General features: G+C 64.5%; 23 protein-coding genes and 1 tRNA gene. 8 read left to right on the top strand and 16 right to left on the bottom strand.

What is annotated here, in order from left to right; translation table 11 throughout:
- Window positions 1–208: 208 nt before the first annotated feature.
- The gene (locus FJ950_RS10970) at window positions 209–1,372 is read left to right on the top strand and encodes a M20 aminoacylase family protein (RefSeq protein ID WP_140616792.1); all 1,164 of its coding nucleotides are present in this window, start codon (window positions 209–211) and stop codon (window positions 1,370–1,372) included.
- Between the two features lie 86 nt (window positions 1,373–1,458).
- Window positions 1,459–1,535 (top strand) — tRNA-Arg (locus tag FJ950_RS10965).
- A 64-nt stretch (window positions 1,536–1,599) separates the two neighbouring features.
- On the opposite strand, the gene FJ950_RS10960 is transcribed toward FJ950_RS10965, so the two are convergent.
- Window positions 1,600–2,490, bottom strand: a complete 891-nt coding sequence (locus FJ950_RS10960) for a LysR family transcriptional regulator (protein ID WP_140616791.1) — start codon at window positions 2,488–2,490, stop codon at window positions 1,600–1,602.
- 103 nt (window positions 2,491–2,593) lie between these two features.
- Here FJ950_RS10960 and FJ950_RS10955 point away from each other — a divergent pair, with 103 nt between their 5' ends.
- Window positions 2,594–3,463 carry an NmrA/HSCARG family protein gene (locus FJ950_RS10955; protein WP_140616900.1) on the top strand — a complete coding sequence of 290 codons (870 nt, stop codon included), beginning with the start codon at window positions 2,594–2,596 and terminating at the stop codon, window positions 3,461–3,463.
- 59 nt (window positions 3,464–3,522) lie between these two features.
- Here FJ950_RS10955 and FJ950_RS10950 read toward each other — a convergent pair whose 3' ends face one another.
- The 9 genes from FJ950_RS10950 to FJ950_RS10910 form a co-directional block, all read right to left on the bottom strand.
- Window positions 3,523–4,407, bottom strand: a complete 885-nt coding sequence (locus tag FJ950_RS10950; protein WP_140616790.1) for an MBL fold metallo-hydrolase — start codon at window positions 4,405–4,407, stop codon at window positions 3,523–3,525.
- Between the two features lie 209 nt (window positions 4,408–4,616).
- Window positions 4,617–5,087 carry a DUF2231 domain-containing protein gene (locus tag FJ950_RS10945; protein WP_015315484.1) on the bottom strand — a complete coding sequence of 157 codons (471 nt, stop codon included), beginning with the start codon at window positions 5,085–5,087 and terminating at the stop codon, window positions 4,617–4,619.
- Between the two features lie 267 nt (window positions 5,088–5,354).
- Window positions 5,355–5,708 (bottom strand): cupin domain-containing protein, encoded by a 354-nt coding sequence (locus FJ950_RS10940; protein WP_015315483.1) that lies wholly within the window; start codon window positions 5,706–5,708, stop codon window positions 5,355–5,357.
- A 126-nt stretch (window positions 5,709–5,834) separates the two neighbouring features.
- Window positions 5,835–6,728, bottom strand: a complete 894-nt coding sequence (locus tag FJ950_RS10935) for a sugar phosphate isomerase/epimerase (RefSeq protein WP_140616789.1) — start codon at window positions 6,726–6,728, stop codon at window positions 5,835–5,837.
- Between the two features lie 111 nt (window positions 6,729–6,839).
- On the bottom strand, window positions 6,840–7,778 hold the full coding sequence (locus tag FJ950_RS10930) for an ABC transporter substrate-binding protein (RefSeq protein WP_015315481.1): 939 nt from the start codon (window positions 7,776–7,778) through the stop codon (window positions 6,840–6,842).
- A gap of 80 nt (window positions 7,779–7,858) precedes the next feature.
- Window positions 7,859–8,857 (bottom strand): ribose ABC transporter permease, encoded by a 999-nt coding sequence (locus FJ950_RS10925; RefSeq protein ID WP_015315480.1) that lies wholly within the window; start codon window positions 8,855–8,857, stop codon window positions 7,859–7,861.
- On the bottom strand, window positions 8,854–10,398 hold the full coding sequence (locus FJ950_RS10920) for a sugar ABC transporter ATP-binding protein (protein WP_140616788.1): 1,545 nt from the start codon (window positions 10,396–10,398) through the stop codon (window positions 8,854–8,856). The genes FJ950_RS10925 and FJ950_RS10920 overlap by 4 nt, the downstream gene beginning before the upstream one ends.
- Window positions 10,395–11,777, bottom strand: a complete 1,383-nt coding sequence (locus FJ950_RS10915; protein WP_140616787.1) for an FGGY-family carbohydrate kinase — start codon at window positions 11,775–11,777, stop codon at window positions 10,395–10,397. Before FJ950_RS10915 ends, FJ950_RS10920 begins: the two co-directional genes overlap by 4 nt.
- On the bottom strand, window positions 11,774–12,556 hold the full coding sequence (locus tag FJ950_RS10910) for a DeoR/GlpR family DNA-binding transcription regulator (RefSeq protein WP_015315477.1): 783 nt from the start codon (window positions 12,554–12,556) through the stop codon (window positions 11,774–11,776). The genes FJ950_RS10915 and FJ950_RS10910 overlap by 4 nt, the downstream gene beginning before the upstream one ends.
- Window positions 12,557–12,735: 179 nt before the next feature.
- On the opposite strand from FJ950_RS10910, the gene FJ950_RS10905 reads away from it, so the two are divergent.
- Genes FJ950_RS10905 through FJ950_RS10895 form a run of 3 tightly spaced genes read left to right on the top strand, consistent with a single transcriptional unit; the run spans window position 12,736 to window position 15,914 of the window.
- Window positions 12,736–13,776 carry a class II aldolase/adducin family protein gene (locus FJ950_RS10905; RefSeq protein WP_140616786.1) on the top strand — a complete coding sequence of 347 codons (1,041 nt, stop codon included), beginning with the start codon at window positions 12,736–12,738 and terminating at the stop codon, window positions 13,774–13,776.
- 15 nt (window positions 13,777–13,791) lie between these two features.
- Complete coding sequence (locus FJ950_RS10900) at window positions 13,792–15,066, top strand: FGGY-family carbohydrate kinase (protein ID WP_140616785.1); 1,275 nt, start codon at window positions 13,792–13,794, stop codon at window positions 15,064–15,066.
- On the top strand, window positions 15,063–15,914 hold the full coding sequence (locus tag FJ950_RS10895) for a TIGR01459 family HAD-type hydrolase (protein ID WP_015315474.1): 852 nt from the start codon (window positions 15,063–15,065) through the stop codon (window positions 15,912–15,914). The genes FJ950_RS10900 and FJ950_RS10895 overlap by 4 nt, the downstream gene beginning before the upstream one ends.
- Here the strand turns inward: FJ950_RS10895 and FJ950_RS10890 are convergent.
- The gene (locus FJ950_RS10890) at window positions 15,901–16,905 is read right to left on the bottom strand and encodes a sugar-binding transcriptional regulator (protein ID WP_246681305.1); all 1,005 of its coding nucleotides are present in this window, start codon (window positions 16,903–16,905) and stop codon (window positions 15,901–15,903) included. The genes FJ950_RS10895 and FJ950_RS10890 overlap by 14 nt on opposite strands.
- 172 nt (window positions 16,906–17,077) lie before the next feature.
- Here FJ950_RS10890 and FJ950_RS10885 point away from each other — a divergent pair, with 172 nt between their 5' ends.
- Window positions 17,078–17,878: a hypothetical protein gene (locus FJ950_RS10885; protein ID WP_140616784.1), complete on the top strand. Its 801-nt coding sequence runs from the start codon at window positions 17,078–17,080 to the stop codon at window positions 17,876–17,878.
- A 22-nt stretch (window positions 17,879–17,900) separates the two neighbouring features.
- Here the strand turns inward: FJ950_RS10885 and ptsP are convergent, their stop codons facing one another.
- Genes ptsP through FJ950_RS10860 form a run of 5 tightly spaced genes read right to left on the bottom strand, consistent with a single transcriptional unit; the run spans window position 17,901 to window position 22,623 of the window.
- Window positions 17,901–19,886, bottom strand: coding sequence for a phosphoenolpyruvate--protein phosphotransferase (gene ptsP / locus FJ950_RS10880; RefSeq protein ID WP_140616783.1), 1,986 nt, complete (start codon window positions 19,884–19,886; stop codon window positions 17,901–17,903).
- Between the two features lie 56 nt (window positions 19,887–19,942).
- Window positions 19,943–20,323, bottom strand: a complete 381-nt coding sequence (locus FJ950_RS10875) for a PTS glucitol/sorbitol transporter subunit IIA (protein ID WP_140616782.1) — start codon at window positions 20,321–20,323, stop codon at window positions 19,943–19,945.
- 26 nt (window positions 20,324–20,349) lie between these two features.
- Window positions 20,350–21,348 (bottom strand): PTS glucitol/sorbitol transporter subunit IIB, encoded by a 999-nt coding sequence (locus tag FJ950_RS10870; protein ID WP_015315469.1) that lies wholly within the window; start codon window positions 21,346–21,348, stop codon window positions 20,350–20,352.
- Window positions 21,349–21,364: 16 nt separating this feature from the next.
- On the bottom strand, window positions 21,365–22,132 hold the full coding sequence (locus FJ950_RS10865) for a PTS glucitol/sorbitol transporter subunit IIC (protein WP_140616781.1): 768 nt from the start codon (window positions 22,130–22,132) through the stop codon (window positions 21,365–21,367).
- Between the two features lie 53 nt (window positions 22,133–22,185).
- Entirely contained in the window at window positions 22,186–22,623 is a 438-nt protein-coding gene (locus tag FJ950_RS10860; RefSeq protein ID WP_015315467.1) for a transcriptional regulator GutM, read from the bottom strand.
- A gap of 192 nt (window positions 22,624–22,815) precedes the next feature.
- Between FJ950_RS10860 and FJ950_RS10855 the strand changes: the two genes are divergently transcribed.
- On the top strand, window positions 22,816–23,457 hold the full coding sequence (locus tag FJ950_RS10855) for a hypothetical protein (RefSeq protein WP_140616780.1): 642 nt from the start codon (window positions 22,816–22,818) through the stop codon (window positions 23,455–23,457).
- Window positions 23,458–23,468 lie beyond the last annotated feature (11 nt).

Raw genomic sequence — 23,468 nt, 5'->3', positions numbered from 1 at the left:
ATTGCCCCTGGCTCCGTAAGATTTCATTACGTGACCGCCAGCATAAGGATCCGACCCTCAAAAACCGGACCGCATTATTGCGGTGCTATTTACCCTATGTGACGCCAACATGGCAAAGCGCCTGACAATCACAATTGCAAGGCACCCCGGGCCCAATTGCAAACCACCAGGCTGAAGCCGGCTGCACCAACAACGAAATGGAACCATCATGCCAATCCTCAACCGCGCCGCCGAAATGCAGGACGAAGTCGCCGGCTGGCGACGGCATTTGCACCAGACGCCAGAACTGAACTTCGATGTCTTCAAGACGGCGGCCTTCGTCACCGAAAAGCTGAAAGAGTTCGGCTGCGACGATGTGGTGACCGGCCTCGGCAAGACGGGCGTCGTCGGCATCATTCGCGGCCGTCAGGGGGAAGGTCGCACAATCGGGTTGCGCGCCGACATGGATGCACTGCCGCTCAAGGAGATCACCGGCAAGCCCTACGCGTCGACCGTTCCGGGCAAGATGCATGCCTGCGGCCATGACGGCCACACCGCGATGCTGCTCGGCGCGGCGAAATATCTCGCCGAGACGCGCAATTTCACGGGCTCCGTGGCGGTGATTTTCCAGCCGGCGGAAGAAGGCGGCGGCGGCGGCAACGAGATGGTCAAGGACGGCATGATGGAGCGTTTCGACATCGCTAAAGTGTTCGGCATGCACAACATGCCCGGCCTGCCGGTCGGCCAGTTCGCCATCCGTCCGGGCCCGATCATGGCGGCGACGGCCGAATTCACCATCACCGTGAAAGGCCGGGGCGGCCATGCGGCGATGCCGCACGGCACCATCGATCCGATCGTCATCACCAGCCAGTTGGTCGGCGCCTTGCAGACGATCGCCTCGCGCAGCACCGATCCGGTCGAGGCCGTGGTGGTGTCGGTGACCAAGTTCCACGCCGGCGACGCCTACAACATCATCCCGGAATCGGCCGAGATCGCCGGCACCGTGCGCACGCTGAAGAAGGAAGTGGCCAGGAAATCGGAAGAGCGGATCCGCGCCATCTGCGCGGGACTTGCCACCGCCTATGGCGCGACGATCGAGGTCGACTACGACGCGAACTACCCGGTGACGTTCAATCATGCGGATGAGACGGTCTTCGCCAGCGATGTGGCCGCCGACGTGGCGGGCGATGCCCAGGTGCACCGCGAGATCCAGCCGGTGATGGGCGGCGAGGATTTCTCCTACATGCTGGAAGCCCGGCCTGGAGCCTTCATCTTCATCGGCAATGGCGAGACCGCCGGTCTCCACAATCCGGCCTACGACTTCAACGACGAAGCCATCCCGCACGGCATGAGCTATTGGGTGAAACTGGCGGAGACGGCGCTAGCCGCCTGAGGCCGGTCTTATAAAGCGCCGGCCGAATTGCGTTCGGCCGGCCCTCTTGGCGAAACGATCCGAAGCGGCTATGTGTCGGGCCGCGTGGTCCCGTAGCTCAGTAGGATAGAGCGGCAGATTCCTAATCTGTAGGTCACAGGTTCGATTCCTGTCGGGATCACCATGCTTTCAATTTTACGATGGCTACGTGCAGTAAGCTGCCCGGTTGGCGACCCGCTTTCTACACGTCACTTGCCGACATAGGCGGCCAATTCATCGGGCGTCCCCATCGGGAATGCCTGCTTGAGGTAGTCGAGGAACGCGGACACCCGAGCGCTTAGCAGCCGCCTGGACGGGTAGAGCGCCCACAAGGTGATGTCGCCTCCCTCGACATCACCCCAATGTATCAGCGAGCCGTCGGCTATGTCGTGGCTGACAAGCGACACGGGGAGGCGGCCCGCACCGACCCCCGCTCGCACCGCACCCCGGACCATGATCAGCGATGACAGGGTCAGGACTGGCTGGATCGCGATAGTTGCCCGGCCAGTGGGCGTCTTCACGGCCCAGATCGGTCGATCGCCGGCCGTGCGCACGACCGCGGGAGCGGGGTGGTGCCCGGGCGGCCGCGCGAGGTCAGGGCTTGCCACGACCACCAGCCGATCGCGCAGGAAGACTCGTCCGACGAGGCTGTCATCCGGATCGGGATTGACCCTGATCACCAGATCAAATCCCTCCTCGATCATGTCGACGGAGCGGTCTTCCGTCGACACATCGAGCCTGACTTCCGGATACTTCAGCGCGAACCCGGCGGCGATCTTTCCCATCGCGGTCTGCGAAAAAACCAGTGGCGCGCTGATCCGCAACCTGCCTCGCGGCCTTTCACCTCCCGAGGAGATCGCTGCGGCTGTCTCGTCGAGTTCGGTAAGCAGCCGGCCCGCACGTTCGTACAGCGCGCGTCCTTCCTCCGTCAGCTTGAGCATGCGTGCGCCGCGTTCGAACAGGCGCAGACCAAGGCTGGCCTCAAGCTCCGCGACCCGACGCGACAGCGTCGCCTTAGGGCGAGCGGCAGCGCGGGCGGCACGCCCGAAGCCGCCGTGGCGCGCCACGATGACGAAATCAGCGAGAGCAACCAGATCCATGTGTTCCACCAGTGATACGCTGCGTTCAAATATCACACCTATTGGCCCATGTGTGAACCACTCATGTTGGGGTCGTCAAGCAACCCAACTCGGAGAAACAATCATGACTATCCTCGTTACCGGCGCCACTGGCCGTGTCGGCCGCCAAGTCGTCCAGCAGCTCGTCAAGCGCGGCGCCGATGTGCGCGTCCTCGTTCGCGACATCTCGAAGGCTGACTTTCCGGCCATTGTAGAGGTCGTGCAAGGCGAACTGCTCGATATCGACTCGCTGCGCAAAGCGTTTGCCGGCGTCAACACACTGTTCCTGCTCAACGCGGTGTCGGGGGACGAATTCACCCAGGCGCTCATCACCCTGAACATTGCCCGCGAGTCGGGCGTCGAGCGGGTTGTCTACCTGTCGGTGATCCACAGCGATCGTTTCGTCAACGTGCCGCATTTCGCCGTGAAGTCCGGCGCGGAGCGGATGATCGAACAGATGGGCTTCAGCGCCACTATCCTGCGCCCGGCCTACTTCATCGACAATGAACTCATGATCAAGGATGTCATCTTCAACCATGGCGTCTATCCGATGCCGATCGGAGCCAAGGGCATCGCCATGGTCGACGCCCGCGACATTGCCGAGGTCGCAGCCGTCGAGCTGGTCCGTCGTGACCAGGCCCCGGACAAGCTGCCGATCGAAATCATCAATCTGGTCGGCCCCGATACGCTGACTGGCTCGGATGTAGCGGCGATTTGGTCGGATGTCCTGGGCCGCCCGATTGCCTATGGCGGCGATGATCCTACCGGGTTCGAGCAGAATCTGGCGAACATCATGCCCAAGTGGATGGCCTATGAAATGCGCCTGATGGCCGAGCGCTATGTCGCCGACGGCATGCTTCCTGGGGCCGGCGACGTCGAGCGTTTGACAGGGATCCTGGGCCGCCCGCTGCACTCCTATCGCAACTTCGCGAATGAGCTTGCAGCATCGGTCTGAGGCCAACCGCATTCGCACTCAGCCTCAAGCAGCTGGTAGTTCTATGGCTGGAATCAATCCTACTTGGGCTTGTCGCTCGGCGTCCATTTGAAGTGGTCGCCGTCTTTCTCGATCTGCCCAATACCGGGGAACGGAAAGTGCGGTGCGAAGATCATCTCGTGGTCCTTGGCCAGCGTGGCCAAGGTCCTGGCCCTGTTCTGCTCACCTTCCGGTTTGTCGCCGTCGAAGGCCACGGCCCAGTCCGGCTTGGCGAGCGAGATGATTGAGCTGTGCACCGTGTCGCCAATATCGAACAGCCGTTCTTTTCCGGACTTTATCTGATAGCCGACATGGCCGGGTGTGTGTCCCTTGAGCGCCACCGAGGTGATGCCAGGCGCGACCTCGGCGCCGGCCTTGAACGGTTTCACATGGTCGGCAATGACCTCGATGATATCGGCCGCATCCTTGTTGGACTTGGCAAAATCCCACTCCACGTCAGACATCCTTATCGTGGCGTTGGGAAAAGCCAGTTTGTCGTCCTTGACCAGCCCTCCAATGTGGTCGGGATGAGAATGGGTGATCAATATCTCGCTGACGTCAGCGGGTTTGATGCCGGCCTTGGCCAGGCTGTCCTGCAGCGCGCCGCCGACACCCGTGTCGATCAACACGACACTGGTCTTCGATTTGACCAGTAGGGCGTCGACGCTCAGCGTGATGGTATCGGTCGGCGCTCCCGCCGCCTTGAGCAGCTCGCCGACTTCCGCGGGGCTGTGATCGAGGCCGAAGGTCTTGCCGTCGTTGGGCTTGACGAACTGGGCGTCGTGCAGGGCGACGATGTCGAGTGTGCCAAGTTTGAATGACTTGGCATCCGGCTGCTGCGCCGGCATCTGCGCCATTGCCAGCCCCTGATGGAGCAGCACCAAAGTCGTTGTGGCCAACAGCCTGGTGGAATTGAACCTTGTCATGCGGGTATCCTCTGGCCGCGGAGGCGCGACCGTACCGGGAAGACAGCTGGTGCGGCGGACAATTCCGGGGTTGGCCGATCACAAATTCGCTAGGGATATAGGTCTCGGGCACGGTCCGGCAATGGCGACCCGTCGCCGATAGCCCCTTCCTGGGACGGCTCGGCAGGCTGGGCATGGCGCATAGCCCAGAGGGCCCTGTTCGTCCGCGCTCAGTGTCGGCTCACTTCGCCTGGACCATCGGCGACGCCCACGCGATGACGGTAGACCATTTCCCAGCCCTTCCAGCCCGTGAACAGAAGAATGAGAACCACGATCAGCGAGAGGACCAGGCCGGTGGGTACCACCGCCGTCTCGCCATGGGCATAGCGAGAGTACCAGTTGTAGAGTTCGATCAGGACGACGAGCACATTGCCGCCGGCGTGGAGCCACGCGTCACGCAAATTGCGGATTTGAACATCGCCAAGGACATCGGTCAGCCCGGCAAGAGCTGCCAAGGCGGCCATTATCAGGCCCGCCCCAAGCAGCCAGAGACTGGCGCTCACCCATCCCGGATTGCCTGTTCGCCAGAAGATCAGGTCGCAAACGAAGGTGGCGACGAAGAAAGCGATCGGGAAAGGGATCAGCATGGGATGGATCGGGTGGCCGCCAATGCTTGCCGTGCTTTGCGGGTTGCGGGCCATGGTAATGCCTCCAAAGGCAGTCGCGCGCGACTGCGGTGCATCTCTGAAAGACAGTGTGACGTAAAACGCCGGCTGCAGCTGAATGTTCCACAACCCAAAGCGGCAGAGCTCCGAAGCGGAAAGGCGCGCGGGAACAAACCGGTCAGGTGGCGGAGCTGGTTGAGTGAAGTCGTGGGCGCATAGCTTGCCGCAATAGGCGCAAAGCAATCCGTACTTACCCGCCATGGCGAATCATGGCGGGCTTGCTTCGGCTGTGATCGGGCCGGCTCAGCCGACCCGCACGACAAAATGCTTGGTCACCGGCTCGATGATCTTCCAGGTGCCCTTGAAATCGGCTTCCACCACGAAGGCGTCGCCGGGGCCGACCTCGACCGGTGTGCCGCCGTCGGGCGTGATGATGATGCGGCCGGCGATCATGTGCACGAACTCATAATCGGTGTAGGTCGCATGATAGGTGCCTGGCGACGCACGCCAGGTTCCCGATATCACCTTGCCATCCGAAGTCGTGTGCTGGACGGCGGTCTGCATGGTCGGTTGGCCCTCGACCGCGATCCAGCCAGGCAGATCGCCAGCTTCCGCGTGCTCGACCGCGCCGAATTTCAGGATGGTCTTGTTCGTCATGCCGGGCTCCGTTTGCTTCATGTGTGCTGCGGGTCGGATAGCCGATGCACATGACGGGAGCAATGCCGTGCCATGCGAAACAGGCACGGCCGCGCATTCGGGCTGACCGGCGCGGAGCTGGAGTGGTTATGGCTTGTGCCGTGCCGAGACCAGCTCTGCCTTGCGTTGCGCGGTTTCCAGCCCAAGGCCGATGAAGGCGCGCGCGTGCTTGGCGAGCGCCATGTTGTCAGTCCACAGATTGCGCCAGATCGCCGTCTTCTTCGACAGGTTCTCGTCGACAATCTCCGAGGAGAAGGATTCGAAGCTGAGATCGTCGGCATAGCCGATTGCGGTCAGCGCATCGAAAATCCCCGCGAAATCGATGTTGCCGGTGCCGAGGAAGCCGCGATGGCTTTCGCCGATATGGACATAGCCGATCTTGGCCGCGGCGTGGCGGATGGCGAGCCCGACATCGGCTTCCTCGATGTTCATGTGGAACGTGTCGAGATGCAGGAAGATGTTGTCCGACCCGGTGTCCTCGATGAAGGCCAACCCTTGCGCGGCGGTGTTGAGCAGGTTGCTTTCGAAGCGGTTGACGATTTCGAGGTTGAGCGTGACGCCGGCTGCCTTCGCCGTCTCGGCGATCTTTGCCAGCGTTGCCGCGCTGCGGTTCCATTGATCGCGTGTCGGTGCCTCGATCTGCAAGCCATGGCTGGTCGAAAGAATGCCGGCGACCTTGCTGCCGCCAAGGTCGCGCGTCAGCGCGACGGTGTCGCTGAGGATCTCGACGCCGCGCGCGGCGATCGCCTTGTCTGCGCTCGAAATATCGCCGTCACCAGGCAATCCGATGCTGATCGCGACGCCGAGACCAAGATCGGCGATGCGTTTGGCAAGCCCGTCAATATCGACATTGGCGGGGTCGAGATAAGAGAATTCGATCAGGTCGAAACCGGCCTCCCTGGTATTGGCCAGCGTGCGTTCGAGTTCGCCCTGCGCCGAGCTTGCCGACCAGACGAAGGAATGGATTCCGATGAGCGACATGATCGTCTCCGGTTAAAGCAATTCTCCGTCCGGAATTGCGTAAAACAAAGAGTTAAGCGACGAGGAGAATGGTGCGGCCGGATCGCTCCGGCCGCACCGGCCTTGGGAGGCTTAGCGGGCCGCGGTCCAGCCCTTGTAGTCCTTCAGGTTCTCGGCCGTGATCAGCTTCGGGTCGAGCAGTACGGTGGCCTCGGCCGGCTTCTTGCCGGCGAGCAGGTCGGCCGCCATGGTGAGCGACTGGCCGGCCATCACATAGGGATCCTGCGAGGCCGAGGCCTTGATCATCGATTTGCCGGAAGAAAGTTCCTTCTCGATATCCGGCGCGCCGTCGACCGCGGTGAAGATGAACTCCGAACGGTTGAGCTGCTTGGCGGCGAGCTCCGCGCCGATCGCCGTCGGATCGTTGATGGCGAACACCGCGTCGATCTTGTCGAAACGGGTGAGCAGCGACTGGAACACTTTCAAGCCGCCATCGCGGGAGCCTTCGGCGTTCTGGTCGTCGGACAGGATCTTGATGTCGGGATGCTGGGCAAGCACGTTCTTGCAGCCTTTCACCCGTTCCAGGATCGACGACGACGCCGGCCCGTTGAGGATGACGTAGTCGCCCTTGCCGCCGGTGTGGTCGACCAGGTATTGGCAGGCTTCCTCGCCGGCCTTGACGTTGTTGGTCATCACCGTGACGTCGGCACCGGGCGCCGAAACGTCAAAGGCCGCGACGATGATGCCGGCGGCCTGCGCCTTCTTCACCGCCGGAGCGATCGCCTTGGCATCGACCGCGTTCAGCATGATCACGTCGACGCCGGCGGCGATGAAGGAATCGACCTGCGAGACCTGCTTGTTGAGGTCGTAGTCGGCCGATACCGACGTCACCTCGACCTTCGGATTGATCTTCCTGGCCGCGTCCTCGATGCCCTTGATGGTGGCGACGAAGAAGGGGTTGCCGAGCAGGCCGACCGAGATGCCGACCTTGTTGAGGTCCTTGGCCGATGCCGGCGCGATGGCGACGGCCGCAAGGGCGGCGCCGCAGAGCAGTTTGGCGATGGTCTTCATTACGCTTACTTCCTCCTGATGCCCCGCGCCTCTCACGGTGCGTTACACAAGCCGGTCGTTGATGCCGGCGACTAGGTCACTCACGTTCTTGCCCCTGCCTGGAGCCGGTAGCGGTCGAGGGCGACCGCCACGATGATGACCAATCCCTTGATGATGTACTGCCAGATGTCAGAGACACCGGCCAAGATGAGGCCGTTGGAGAGCACCGCGATAATCAGGCCGCCGATCAGCGTGCCCCAGATCGAGCCGACGCCGCCGACGAAACTGGTGCCGCCGAGAATGACGGCGGCGATGGCGTCGAGTTCGTAGCTTTGCCCGAGCTGCAGGCCGTTGGCGGCGTAGAGCCTTGCCGCCGACATGGCGCCGCCAAGGCCGGCAAGCAGGCCGGAAACGCCATAGACGAAGAGCAGCACCAGCGGCACCTTGATGCCGGTCAGTCGAGCTGCCTCGGCATTGCCGCCGACGGCATAAATCCAGGTGCCGAGCACCGTGCGCTTCAGCACCAGCCAGGACAGCACCACCACCGACAGGGCGATGACGACGAGCCAGGGAATGCCGAGCACCGAGCCGTTGCCGATGAAGTCGAACGGCAGGTCGGAGTTGAACACCGTCGTGTCCTGCCCGAGCAGGCGGGCAATGCCGCGCACGGCTGTCAGCGAACCCAGCGTGACGATGAACGGCGGCAGCCTGATATAGGCGATGAGCAGCCCGTTGATGAGCCCGAAGCCGAGCCCCGCCAGAATGGCCGCCGGCACGCCGAGCAGGCCCCAGTCCGGCACCAGCGACACCAGCACCGCCACCATCGCGGCCGCTGCGAGGATAGAGCCGACCGACAGGTCGATGCCGCCGGTCAGGATGACGAATGTCATGCCGGCGGCAAGCACGATGTTGATCGACGATTGCTGCGTGACGATGAGCAGGTTGGTGCCGGTGAGGAAGCGCGGGTTGATGAACTGGAAGCCGGCCGCCAGCAGCACCAGCACGGGCAGCATGCCAAGGGCGGCAAGCGTGGTGCGCAGCCGCCGGCTCCTGACCGCCGCCTGATCCACACTCTTCGTCGCGGTCGTCCTGTCTGTCATCGCTGAGACGCTCCCGTCGCAAGTTCCATGATCGCTTCCTGACGAAGCGGCTCGCCTTCGGATGCCGTCACCTCGCCTGATATGGCGCCGTCGCGCATCACCAGCACGCGGTCGGCGACGCCGATCACCTCGGGCAATTCGCTTGATATCATCAGGATGGCGATGCCCCGGTTGGCGAGATTGTCGATCAGCCGATAGATTTCCGATTTGGCCCCGACATCGACGCCGCGGGTCGGCTCGTCGAGGATGACGACCTTCGGCTCGGTCTCCAGAAGGCGCGCGAGCAGCACTTTCTGCTGGTTGCCGCCCGACAGCGAGCCGGCATTGGCCTGCGCCGAGTTGGTGCGGATCGACAGGTCGGCAATGGCCTTTGCCGCACGCCTGTCGGCGGCCGTGAAATCGCGAAGGCCGCCGGCCCGCGCGTCCCTGACAAGTACGCCCATGCTGATGTTGTCCGAAATGGACATATCGAGGAACAGGCCGAGTTCCTTGCGGTCCTCGGTGAGGTAGGCGATGCCGGCATCGAGCGCCTCGCGCGGCGAGCCGATGGTTATGGGCTTGCCGTCGAGCTCCATCGTGCCAGCGCTGCGTTTGTCGGCGCCGAAGATCAGCCGGGCAAGCTCCGTGCGGCCCGAGCCGACGAGGCCCGCCAATGCCAGCACCTCGCCGTGATGAAGATCGAACGAACAGTTCTTCAGCAGGTGCGCGTCGGACATGCCGCGCACCGAGAGCGCGATGGCGCGTTTTCCGTCTGGAGGGCGATGATCCTTCTTGTAGAAGGCGGAGAGATCGCGGCCGACCATCATCGACACCAGGCGCGAGGCGTTGAGGTCGGCGCGCTCGAGCGTACCGACATAGCCGCTGTCGCGCAGCACGCTGACGCGGTCGGCAAGTTGGTAGACTTCCTCCATGCGGTGGCTGATGTAGATGATGGCGATGCCTTGCGCCTTCAGCGTCGCGATCACCTCGAACAGACGGTCGGTCTCGCGCGAGGTGAGCGATGTGGTCGGCTCGTCCATGACGATGATGCGCGCATTGGTCGACAGCGCCCGTGCGATCTCGACCAGCTGGCGCTCGCCCAGCGACAGGCCGGAGACCAGCGCCCGCGCCGAGAAGGAGACACCCAGCCGATCGACGATCTCTGCGGCGCGCCGGTTGCACTGGTCGCGGTCGACGATGCCGAAACGGCGCGGTTCGTTGCCGAGGAAGATGTTCTGCGCCACGGTCAGATTGGGCGCCAACGACAGTTCCTGATAGATCACCGCGATGCCGGCAGCACGCGCCTTGATCGGATCGCCCGTCGCGGCGGGCGCACCATCGATCAGGATCTCGCCGCCGGGATCCGGCCGATAGGCGCCGGACAGCACCTTCATCAACGTCGACTTGCCGGCGCCGTTCTCGCCCATCAGCGCATGCAGTTCGCCGGCGTGGACGCTGAGCGAGACGTCCTGCAGGGCACGGATCGCGCCGAAGGTCTTCGAGATGTGGCGCATCTCCAGCACCGGCTGGCGCGCCGCTAGCGTCCGCACCGCCGCGCTCATCGTGCACCACCCGCCGCCTTGGCGGCGGCACCATGCCCGGCAATGAGATCGCGCCAGGCGTCGCGATAGCCGGCAAGCCCGCCGAATCGCGTCGCCTGCACCGGCTCCGGCGGCTCGGCGGCGAAGTCGCGCCCCACGCTCTCGAAGGCGAGCGCGGCGGCACCCGTGGCGCTGCCTTCGAGCGAAGCACCTTGCAGGAAACCCTGGCCGGGACGCAGCTGCGCCAGCAGCCCGGCGAGCAAGCCGCCAGTGTTCAGCCCGCCATCGACGATGACAGTATTGTTGGAATGGATGAGGTCGAGGCAGAGATCGATCATCAGCGCCACATAGAGCAGCGCCACGGCAGCGCGTTCACCGGCATCGGGCGTGCGCCCGGCCAACCGGCCGGGGCGATCCGGCATCGGCCCGCCCGCCGCGAAGCTCGGCAGCGCCATGAGGCCGGCATCGATCGCCTGTTGGATCGAGCGATGCGGGATCGGGCCTTGCCAGCCGTCGCTGATGGCGGCGAATTCACGCCCGCCCATGAAGCGGATGGTCGGCACTGGACCACCGTCGACATCGACATTGACCAGCATGTCGCGCTCACGGTCGAGCGCTTCGAGCGGACAGTCGGGATTGAGCACGACGACCCAGGTGCCCGTCGACACGACAGTCAGCGGGCCGAGCTCCTGGCGGCGATAGGCATGCAGCGCCGCATTGGAGTCGTGAACGCCGTTGTGGATGGCGACCGGGGCGCGCCCGGCACCACCGAAGCGCTGCTCGCCGATGACGGCGCCGGCACGTTCGAAAGCCGGCATCTGGCCACGCCAGCCCTCGGCGTCGACCAGCGAGGAGAAATCACGTTTGCGCGGGGCCCACAAATGCGAATGGCAGCCGAGATAGGAGACCTCGCAGACCGGCCGGCCGCCAAGGCGCCAGCTCCAGTATTGGGGATAGCCGAGGATCCATTTCGCCGCCGCGAACGCGTCGGGATCGACTTCCTGCAGCCATAGCATGTGACGGCCATAGTTGAAGCCGAGCGGCAGGCGGGGAGAGAATGTCTCGCCGAAATCCGGGATGCGGCGGTCGATCCGTGCGGCAATTTCGGCCGGTGGCTCCTGTTCGTAGTCGAGGATCGGATGGGTCAGCGCCTTGTCGTCGACAAGAGCGAAGGTACAGCCATGGCCCGACACCATCACCCCTTCGACACCATGGTTTTCGACCGCGTCGGCGACGGCACCGAACGCCCAGCCATGGAGGGCGGCCTCGTCGAGCACGCTGAAGCCGCCTTGGCGCGCCCATTTCGGTTGCGTCCGGCGCTCATCGAGAATGCGTCCGTCCTTGCCGAAGACGAACAGCTTCGAATTGGTCTTGCCGAAGTCGAGCACCGCCACGTTCACGCGAGGGCTCCCGAGGTTGAAGCGATCCGCACCATGACGCCGGCGTCCTCCAGCATGCGCGCATCGGCATCGGAGAGCCCGTCATCGGTCACCAGCGTGCCGATGCGCGACAGCGGCAGCGCGACGTTGCGCGCGTGGATCGACAGCTTGCGGCTGTCGGCCAGCACCACGATCTGGTCGGCGCACAGGCTGAGCTCGACGATGGACCGCACCAGCAGCGGATGCGATTCCAGCAGCCCTTCCTGGTTGAGCCCCTGTGTGCCGAGAAAGAATTTCGAGGCATAGAAGGACGTCGCCTGGGTCGGCGAATGGATGATGCCGGGTTCACGGTGCAGGTCGCCGCCGGCAACCGTCAGGCTGCAATGGCCATGGTCGCTGAGATAGGCCGCGAGCGGCATCGAATTGGTGTAGAGCCGGATGTTGCGGTCGGCGAGCTTGACGCCGAGATGGAAGCAGGTCGAGCCGCCATGGACGATGACCGCGTCGCCATCGCGCACCATGGTCGCGGCGACCGCCGCGATCTGCCGTTTGGCCTCGACGGCAAGGTCGCGGTTCTCGTCATAGGGCCGGGCATAGGCGACGCCCGCATGCGAGGCGCCATCGAGCGCCGAAATGCCGCCATAGACCTTGCGGGCCTCACCGGCCTCGTCGATCCGGTCGATATCGCGCCTGACCGTCGCCGCCGAAACGCCGAGCCGCTCCTGCAACTCGCGCACGGAGGCAAACGGGCGATCCCGCAGCAATTCGACGATCTGACGCTGGCGGCCGAGGTCGCTCAACCTTTCCTCCCTGACGCCATTTCTATGGCAATTGGTGCAACTTACTCAACATTAGTTGGATTGCAAGCTGCTTTTGACGATAGTAGATCACTATTGACGCAGATCACTCACATCTGCGATACCAACGCCAACACCGGTCCCGACGACGGGATTTTGTGCAAGCGTTGGAGAAAAGGGCCATGGCAACCCAAGCTGATGCACAGGAACTGGCTGCCTTGCGGGCGCTTTCGGCCAGCATCGGGCTGAACCCGCATATGACGCAGGCGGCGGGCGGAAACACCTCGCTGAAGGCCGGCGACACGCTGTGGATCAAGGCTTCGGGCACCTGGCTGAAGGACGCGCTCAGCGACGACATCATGGTGCCGGTGGCGATGGCGCCGCTGCTGGAGGCCGTCGACCGGCGCGACCCGGCCGCCGACAAGCCACAGGCTTTCGCCATCGAAGACCTCAATCCGCGTGGCCTGCGTCCGTCGATCGAGACCACGGTGCATGCCTTGATGCCGCAACGCGTGGTTCTGCACGTCCACTGCGTCGACACGATTTCGCTGGCCGTGCAAGCCGATGGCGAGGCCGAGGTCGCCAAGCGGCTGGGCGGCATCGAATGGGCCTGGGTGCCCTATTTCCGGCCGGGCCTGCCGCTCGCCCGTGGCATTGCCGAGAGATTGCGACCCGGCGTCGACGTACTGATCCTTGGCAATCACGGACTGGTGGTCGCCGCGGAAACCGTCCTCGACGCACAGGCCTTGCTGCACCGCGTCCGGTCGCTGCTGGCGCGGCCGGCGCGCGCGACCGCCGCACCCGACATCGCCGCCCTGACGACGCTAGCCGGCGACTACCGGTTACCGGCGGATATCGAAGCGCATGCTGTCGCGATCGATGCGGAAAGCCTGCACATGGCCGAGGCCGGCAGCCTCTATCCGGACCATGTCATATTCCTTGGCCAGGGCTCGGTCCTGGCGAGGCCGGGCGAGGACGTGGCCGGCGTCGTCGCGCGGCTCGGCGCGGCGCCACCGGCGATCCTGTTTCCCGGCGCCGGCGTGCTGATGCGCGGCGACGCCAGCGCCGGTGCCGACGCCATGCAGCGTTGCCTGGCCGACGTGACCGCGCGCGTCGATGGCAAGGCGCGGCTGAACTATCTCACGGCCGCCGAGAATGACGAACTGGTCAACTGGGACGCCGAGCAGTATCGCCAGAAGCTCAACGCCGCCGGCACGGCCTGACAAGGAACGGACGACATGACGCCACTTGTCGTCGGCATCGACATCGGCACCTCCGGCGCCCGCGCGGTCGCCATGCGCCAGGATTTTTCCATTGCCGCCCAATCCGCCGTGCCTCTCGACAGGTTCGGCCCGAACCCCCGCGATCCCCGCACATGGTGGCAAGCGGTCCAGGCGGCGCTGGCCGGGCTGCTTTCAAGCATAGACCGTGCCACGGTCCGCGCCATCGCCGTCGACGGCACATCGGGCACGCTGCTGCCGGTCGACACTGATGGGCGGCCCCTGGCCGAGCCGCTGATGTACAACGACAAGGTCGATGACGGAGACATCCTGGCCATCGTCGCCCGCGAGGCGCCGGAAACGAGCGCCGCCCACGGGCCGACTTCAGGCCTCGCCAAGGCGCTCCGATTCCAGCGTCTGCCCGGCATGGCGGCCGTGCTCCACCAGGCCGACTGGATCGCCGGCAACCTGTCCGGACGCTTCGACGTCAGCGACGAGAACAATGCGCTCAAGACCGGCTATGACGTCGAGGCTCGCCGCTGGCCGGATTGGATCGCGGCCACCGGCATGCGCATGAATTTACTGCCTGATGTCGTCGAGCCGGGCGAGGTCAGCGGCACGCTTATCACGGCCGCCGCCGCGCTTTTCGGCCTGCCGCGCGATGTGGTTGTGGTTGCCGGCACCACGGACGGCTGCGCCTCATTCCTGGCGACGGGCGCTACGGCAGCCGGCGACGGCGTCACCGCATTGGGTTCCTCGCTGACCATCAAGATCCTGTCCGACCGGCCGATCTCGGCGCCGCGCTTCGGCATCTACAGCCATCGTCTTGGCGACACCTGGCTGGCCGGCGGCGCATCGAATTCCGGTGGCAAGGTGCTGGCGCGGCATTTTCCGCTCGCGCGGATCATCGAGCTCAGCACCATGATCGACCCCGCGACCGAGACCGGCCTCGACTATTATCCGCTCGCCACATCGGGCGAACGCTTCCCGATCGCCGATCCGGCGCTCCCCCCGCGCCTCGTCCCGCGCCCGGCGGATGATGCCGACTATCTCAAGGCGATGTTCGAAGGCATGGCCGCGATCGAAGCGCTCGGCTATCGCCGGCTTGGCGAGCTCGGCGCGCCGGCGCTGACTTCGGTGCGCAGCGTCGGCGGCGGCGCGGCAAATCCGGCGTGGAGCGCGATCCGGCAGCGTAAGCTCGGCGTTGCGTTCTTGCCGGCTTTGTCGGACGAGGCCGCTGCCGGAGCGGCGCGCCTGGCGTTGAAGGGTGCGAACGAGGCGGGGCTGCTATGAGCGGGAAACTGGCTGAACGCCTCGACGGCATCGGACCGCTGGAGGAGCGCTACCAGGTCTTCCTGGTCGACCAGTTCGGCGTGCTGCATGACGGCTCGGCCCCCTATCCCGGTGCGGTGGTGGCCTTGGCGGCACTGAAGCGCGCCGGAAAGACCGTGGTGCTGGTCTCCAACTCCGGCAGGCGCGCCAAGCCCAACGAAGACCGTTTGCTGAGGCTCGGCTTCGAGCCCGGAAGCTGGGATCATTTCGTTTCCTCCGGCGAGGTGGCGTGGCGATCCTTCCACGAAATGGCGGCGACCGGAGCGTTGCGCCCCGGCACGAACTGCCTGTTGATCAGCCGCGATAATGACCGCACAGCGATCGAGGGCCTGCCTTTTGTATTGACCGGAACCGGCGATACCGCCAACCTGGTACTGATCGCGGCCAGCGAGGGCGACCGCTACGACCTCGAGCATTATCGCCGCTTGCTGGCCCCGGCGGCGGCGCGAAAAGTGCCATGCTTCTGCACCAATCCCGACAAGATCATGCTGACGGCGGTCGGGCCCCGCTTCGGCGCCGGCGAGATCGCCGATCTTTACGAGAGCCTGGGCGGCAGCGTCACCCGCATCGGCAAGCCCGGCCCGGCGATCTTCGAAGCGGCGCTCGCGCTCGCCGGCGAACCAAAGCGCGGCAGCGTGGTCTGCGTCGGCGACAGCGTCGAACACGATATTGCAGGCGGCAATGGCGTCGGCATCGCGACGGCACTGGTGATGGGTGGGATATTGGCCGACACGCCTGACCTCGCCGCTGTCTTCGATGAGCATAAGGCCTGGCCGGACTATACGATGGGGTCCTTCAGCTTTCGCTGACCGCCGCCAGAATCCGCCTTGCACTCTCCTCGTCGGTGATCAGGATTGTGGGCGCAATCAGGTTCATTGCGCCGAGCAGGGCGTCGGTCTTCTCCGCGCCGCCGGAGGTCAGAATGCGGATTGGCGCCTTGCGCAGCCGGTCGACATCCACCGACATCACATGGTTGTTGACGGGATGGTCGACCAGATCACCATTGCGGTCGTAGAAGTGGAACAGGAGGTCCCCGACGGCGCCGCGCGCCAGCAGCGCCTCCCGGTCCGCTTCCCTGAGGAAGCCGCCGCGCGAGAAGGTGGTGGCCGAAGCGATCCCGCCGACACTCAGCAGAACGGCGTCGAGCGCGTCGGCCATTTCAAAAACCTCCTGCAGGCCGCAGCGTTCGATCAGCGCGATCTTGGTCTCGACGCTGTCGACGACGGCTGGCGTCGGCATCAGATAGCCGTCGCCCTGGAAGATCTGGGCGAAGCGCCAGGCGAACTCGGCCGGGTTGACCCGGCGCGCGACGCCGACGCCGCCAAGCAGCGAAATCACCTTGAAATCGGTCAGCGATTTGGCGCTGATGAACGGCAAGGTGTGGAACAGCGTATTGCCCCAGCCGACACCGACCTGCATGCCGGATTTCATAGCGTCGGACAGGAACATGCCTGTCTTGGCGGCTATTGCCGGGATCGGATCGGCACTGGCCGCCGTCAGCGGCGCCACCAGCGCCTGCTGGAGGCCGAAGGTCTTTTCCAGCGCGCGCTCCAGCCGCACGATCTCTAGAAGCTCGCTCTCGATGGTGATCTTGACCTCGTTGCGCGACCGCGCCTCCGCCAGCATGCGCACGATGGTGACGCGGCCGACGCCGAGCACATCGGCGATCTCGTTCTGCGTCATCTGCTCGACGAAATACATCCAGGCGGCGCGGATCCTGAGGCGGTCCGTGCGGCTCTCGCTGACGATCTGCTCGGCCGCTTCCGCTCCTGCCCGCCTTTCCTCGGGCTGTCTTTCCACGATTTGTCGTCCCCTGGCCAATCATCCCTCCCCCGCGGCGGACGAGTGCGCCGTCGCCGATTCTGCATGCTGGTCTAGTATCGCCTATTGATCTACCAATCGATAGGAACAATGTAGAGTCGGTGGTGCCCGTCGCAGGTGGCGCCGCACGGCACATTCGAGGCTAACCGCGATGCTCCGACAAATCTCCGAAGATGTCCGCGTCAACCTCAAGGACCGGCTGCGGGAAGTCCGCGACATCATCCGCCAGAGCCGCCATGACGGCGCCAGCGAGGCCAGCCTGCTGCGCGAAGCAACCAGCCATCTGCCGCCATTTCCGGGCAAAGGCATCGAAGGCCTGCTCAGCCATGCCGCGAGTGCCGTCGACGAAGCGCTGTCGATCGCCGAATCCTTCGTTCCGCACGAGCGCCCGATAAGAGTGGACGGGACGACCGTAAAAGGCCTCGCCACCTATTTCCCGGCCGGTGACGAAGACCAGCAATTGAGCGCCGAGCGCCTGTTCCGGCGCGACATGTACTATCTGACCAAGGCGGTGCTTGCCGGGCTGAAGATCGACCACGCCCGTATCCATGAAGCCGGGTTCGCCGCCGTCCACGCGGCCATGCGCAAGCGCCATGGCGAATTGTTGGCTGCGCTGGCCGCGCCGAGTGCCGGACTGCAGGCCATCGCGGCCATGTGCGCGGCACTGCTGGTCGAGTTGCTCAACCAGCGTCCGGTCCGCTTTGGCGAAGCCGCGCCGGAAGCGAGCGCTGCTGGCGGCCAGGCGCTCGACATAAGCTGCCTGGCGCCGGTCGTCCTGGCCTGCGGCCTGGCGACCACCGGTCGTGACGGCGCGCCGGAGCCCGACATGCTGGAAATCGCGATTCTGGCAGCCGACATACGTCATGAGCGCATTGCCCAGGCCTGCGCCAAGGCGAGCCCGGTCGATGAATTGGCACCTGTGTTCGCCACCTTGCTTGCGCATCTGCCGTAAGTTCCAGCGGCGATTGCGGGAACTACTCCCCGGCTGCCATCGCCGTGATCGTCTTCTTGGCGCGCTGGATCGAGGCCGGGCTCATCGACAGCTCGGTCAGGCCCATCTCCAGGAAGGCCGGAATGAGATCCGGCCGGCCCGCCGCCTCGCCGCACATGCCGACCATGATGCCGGCGGCCACGCCGGCCTTGGCCGTCAGCTCAATCGCCGACATGACCGCCGGATTGGTGACGTCGTTGAGCTTCGCAACGGTCGGGTTGAGCCGGTCGGCCGCCATGATGTACTGGGTCAGGTCGTTGGTGCCGATCGAGAAGAAAGCCACTTCCTTGGCCAGTGCCGGGGCGATCAGCACGGCGGCCGGGGTTTCGATCATCACGCCGAGATCGAACGTCGCATGCGGCACGCCTTCGGCCTTGAGTTCGGCGGCGCATTCGTCGACAAGAACGCGCGTCTGCCGCACCTCGCCAAGATCGGACACCATCGGCAGCATCACCTTGATGTTGCCGTGCACGGCCGCCCTCAGCAGCGCCCTCAGCTGGCGTTTGAAGATATCGGGCCGGTCGAGGCACATGCGGATGCCGCGCCAACCGAGGAAGGGGTTCTCCTCGTCGGGGAACTCGATGCCGGCGATCGGCTTGTCGCCGCCGATGTCGAGCGTGCGCACGATGACCGGATAGGGTGCGAAGGCCTTGGCCAGCGCCGCATAGGTCTCGGCCTGCATGTCCTCCGACGGAAGGTGCATATGGCGCATGAACAGGAGCTCGGTGCGGAACAGGCCGACACCCATGGCGCCGGCCTCTTGCGCTGCCTCGATCTCTTCCAGCGAGCCAATATTGGCCGCGACCTCGATGACCCTGCCGTCCGCCAGCTTCGGCGTCACCGTCTTGAAAGCCGCCAGGCCGGCACGCTCCTTCGCCGCCGCTTCGACACGACCGGCGAAATCGGCGCGCGTCGCCGCGTTGGGGTCGATGATCACCTGGCCGCTGTTGCCGTCGAGCGCCACCTCTTGCGCCGTGCGCAAAAGGTGGATCCGGTCGCCAAGGCCGAGCACCGCCGGAATGCCATGCGAGCGGGCGATGATGGCGATGTGCGAGGTGGCGCCGCCATGGCCGCACACCACGCCGCCGATGCGTTTCAGCGGCGCCCGTGCCAGATCCCAGGCGCCGATATCATCGGCGATCAGGATCGCACCTTGCGGGATGTTCTCGAGGCTGACGTCGTCCTGGCCAAGCAGCACCAGGCAGATCTGCCGTCCGACCGCATGGACATCGTCCGCCCGCGCATTGAGATAATGATCGTCGACGGCGCTGAAGTCGGCGGCGATGGTGGAGGCGGCGGTGATCGTGGCCGAGACCGCGTCATTGCCGCCCTTGATTGCCTTCTCGGCCTCGCCGGTCAGGCTGTCGTCGGCGGCGATATCCCTCAGCGCCGCCACGATGCCCCGGTCACCGGCCGACAGACTATCCTGCGCCAAGGCCCGGTCCATGCGTGCCTGGACGGCGGCGACGGCGGTGCGAAACCTGTCGATCTCGCCGGCGATCTCATCGGCCTGCAGCATCCGGCCCTGCCCGGCGATGTCAGGCGGGAAATGTGCAAAAGCCGGCCCGATCGCGACGCCCTCGCTTGCGGCGACACCGCGCAAACCACTGCTTGCTTCGCCTGATGCAGCCGGCGCGGACCGGGGCCCTGGCGCGGGCGCCGCTTCCTTGCCCTGGTCATTGGCTGGAGCGTGGGTGTCTTCGTCGTCGAGACCCGCCTTTGGGTTCTCGAGATAGCCGATCAGGGCCTCGATCGCCTCGATGGCGTCAGCGCCGTTCGCCCGCACGGTGACTTCCTGGTTTTCCTTGACCGCCAGCAGCATCAGCTTGACCGAGCTCTTGGCACTGACCGCCTTGCCGTCCTTGACCAGTTCGACGTCGGATTCGAAAGCCTTGGCGAGCTTGACGAAGCGCGTGGCGGGACGGGCGTGCAAACCTTCATGCACTCTGACGATGGTCGAGCGTTCCATGGCAAATACTCTGCTTTTTTGGGCGCCAAAGCCAGACTGGCTGGGCGCGAATGCTTTCAGGCGGCGATGGTGATGATCGCGTCTGTCTTCAGCGCTGCCACGAGGGCTTGCGTATCGACCTGCGATGCGCAGATCTCGCCTGGCCTTTCGGCCTCGGTGGCGCCGTTGAACGAGATGACGACGTGGCCCATCTCGAGCACCTTGCTCCAGGCGCTGGAGCCGACGGCGGTTATGACAGCCGAAACCGGGCCAAGGGTGATCGACGCGCCCTTTTCAGGCGCGCCGTCGCTGGGTCCGATCTCCGTCTTGTGGAGCACCGAGACCTCGGCAAGCTCCGGTGGCGAGCCATCCGCGAACAGGATGACCACGCCGCCCTCGGCGAGGTCCGCCACTTCGGGTCCTATTGCCGTGACCCGTGTCTTGAGAAGAACCGACATATGGCGAACCTCGTTATTTCTGGTGTTTAGAACACGATCAGGGAAACGACCCAGGCGATCAGCACCGAGACCGGACCCATGATCTGGCGGCTGATGAGCACCGCCGGCACGCCGATTTCGATGGTTTTCGGCTTGGCTTCACCCAGTGCGAGGCCGACGGGAACGAAGTCGCAGCCCACCTGGGTGTTGTAGGCAAACAGAGCCGGCAGCGCCATCGCCGGAGAGATCGTACCGTTGGCAATCTGCGGGCCGATGATAGCGACGCCGATAACCTGCGCGATGACAGCGCCTGGGCCCAGGATGGGCGACAGGAACGGCAGGCCGCAAATGGCCGAGATGATCAGCAGGCCGACGATATTGTTGGCCAGCGGACCCATCGGCTGCGCCAGCACGTCACCGACGCCGGTATACAGGATCAGGCCGATGAGCATGGTCACGAAGGCCATGAACGGCAGCACGTTGCGGATGACCTGGTCGATGGTGCGGCGGCCGGCATTGAAGAAGATGCCGACGACACGACCCATGACGCGGCCGATCGTGCTGATGAAACCGATCAGGCCACCCTCGCTGGGCAGCGCCGTCGGCGTCGCTGTGTTGTTGGTCGAACCCATCGATGCTGCTCCCCCTGCAGTCGTGACCGCCTCGGACCCGTCCGCCATTGTGACGTCGGCCGGCTTGACGCCCGAAACATAGATATCCTCGGTGATGAACTGGGCGAGCGGCCCGGACTGTCCGACCGGCGTCAGGTTGACGGTCGGGATACGCTTGCGCGGATAGACGCCGCATCGTGCGGTGCCGCCGCAGTCGACGACGACAACCGCCATTTCGCTTTCGATCGGCGGCGCCTTGAAGCCGTCGACGGCTTCAGCGCCGGTCATATCGGCGATGAGCTGCGCCACCGGATGAATGCCACCACCGGTGACGGAAACAACCTTGCTGCGCTGTTCGGTCGGCTCGATCACAAGCGGACCGCCCCACCCTGTTTTGCCCCGGGTGATCCGTACGGCTTTGTATGTCTTGGCCATGATGTCCTCCCCGCCCTTACAGCTCGACGCCCTGGCGGCGTGCCATGATGGCGGTGATGCGCTCGGTCAGCATGCCCTTGAGCAGGATGACGACGAGGCCGACGATGGCGTACCAGATGGCAACCTTGACATGGTAGCCGGCGGCGATGACGCCGCGCTTCTCGAGATCGAGCAAGGCCACGAGCATGCCTCCCCAGACGAAATATTCGCCAGGGTTGATGTGCGGAAAGAGGCCGAGCGGCGGATGCACGTAGGACACGGCCGCGTCATAGAAGGCCGGCTTGTGCTTTTCTTCCAGGAACGAGCCGAAGGTGTAAGCCATCGGGTTGGTGAGGAAGAACACCGCCAGCAGCGGCAGCACGGTATAGCGGGTCAGCGCGATGCGGCCAGCACCACGCGCCAGACCGTGAACCCGCTCTTCGCCGACCAGTTCGGTGACGGCGTAAAAGGCGGTCATCAGCACCACAAGCGTCGGGATGATGCCGGTGACAAAACCGGCGAAAACCTCGCCGCCCTTCTGGAAAATGCCGATGAAGTACTTGCCGATGGCAGTCAGCCAGCCAAGCTGCTCTTCCTGCTGCACGTTTTTCAGCTGCTCCTTCAGCTGATCGGCGGTGACCGGCCCGCTGTCGGTCTGCGCCTGCGCCAGGACCACGAGATGATCGGAAGCATGCTCGACGGCGAGCTTGCCATGCAATGCAGCATCCGAGACCATGGCACCCGCGACATGCAAATTGTGCACGGCCATGTCGGCATGCTGCGCCAACAACGAAAATACAGACATTTCTCCTCCTTATGCCGGCCCGCCGGTTGATCCCAGTCGGCGCACGGCCTCCTCTATGCCCTTGCTACATTCAAGCCGGCCAAACCCGGCTTCTTCCCCGGCTCCGACCGTGCTTTGTCGATCTGTTCGATCGCCCGCTTCACGGCCTCGGCCACACCGGGTTCCCCCTCCCCCATGATCGCAGGGTTGGACCGGAGTCGATCGAGGGGAACGCCCTCGAATTCTTCATGTCGCTTGAATTTGGTGAACACGGAACGGCCGCTCATCACCATCATGCGGCGCACGATCAAGTCGGGCGTAACCACGACCAGCGCGATCGTTCCCTTGGCAAATCGGCCGCGAAAATTGCCGGCTCCGACGAAGCCGTCCTTGTACTGGTCGGTGACGCCCCGGAAGACATCCGAATAGTGCCGCATCTGCAGCCAGACGCCGAGCGACTGCAACGCCCACACAATAACCAGCAGAAGCAGTCCCCACTGCCAAATCGCCATTCGGTTTTCCTCCCGAAGCCTCAGTCGAGGCGCACCTTGGACCGGCGCACGACAACAGCAAAGTGAGAACATTTGTTTCCGCGAATGTCAATATGTATGATATTGACCTCAACCACGGTCATCCACAGGGCCGCCGCGCGATTACCGCGGGGGCACGACTGTGCTAACCTGTGGGGAAACGGGATACAGGAAATGGAACTGCCCTTCAGGGATGAACTGGCCCTCATGCCCGACCTGCGCCACCGGCTGCGGCAGTTGCGCTGGTTCCGCGCCACCTTCCGCGGCAGCGCCAAGGTGGTCTCGGACACATTCGGCGTACGCTTCGAAATCGACGAGGCGAAGCTGACCCGGGCTTTTCTCGACTGGGTCGAGGTCATGGAAGCGCAGAAGCGCTTTGCCGCGATCGACCGCGCCGATTTCATCGTCTTTGCCGCCGGCCTCGTGCTGCGCGAACTGATAAAACAGGCGCCGGCAAGGGAAATCTCCGGCCTCACCCAGCTCATCGAAACGGATCAGAATGCCGGCACGCTGGACATCATCCGTTTCTGGCCGGAAGGCTTTCTCTACACCAACTACTGTGTCTCGGTGATTTCGGCGATCTACGAGCAGGAGTTTGGCTCGGCGCCCAGTATCGACAAATGCGCCGACGACCTGCGCACCTGGTGGTCCTATCGCGAGAACGTCACCGAAATGCCGGCCTATGCCGTGGCTTTCCTCGACCGCTTCCTGGGGGCGGAACCGAACTGGATCACGCCCGATCGCGCACAGTCGCGGCAGGCCATGCAGCGGGCGCTGGGGTCCTCCCGCGCCAGCGACGTCTTGCGCCAGCTTTGAATTGGCCTCTA

This window comes from Mesorhizobium sp. B2-3-14 (assembly GCF_006442175.1).
In the GTDB taxonomy this organism is placed as follows: domain Bacteria; phylum Pseudomonadota; class Alphaproteobacteria; order Rhizobiales; family Rhizobiaceae; genus Mesorhizobium; species Mesorhizobium australicum.
The sequence above is the reverse complement of the archived record's forward strand: the minus strand, read 5'-3'. Positions and strand labels throughout refer to the sequence as shown.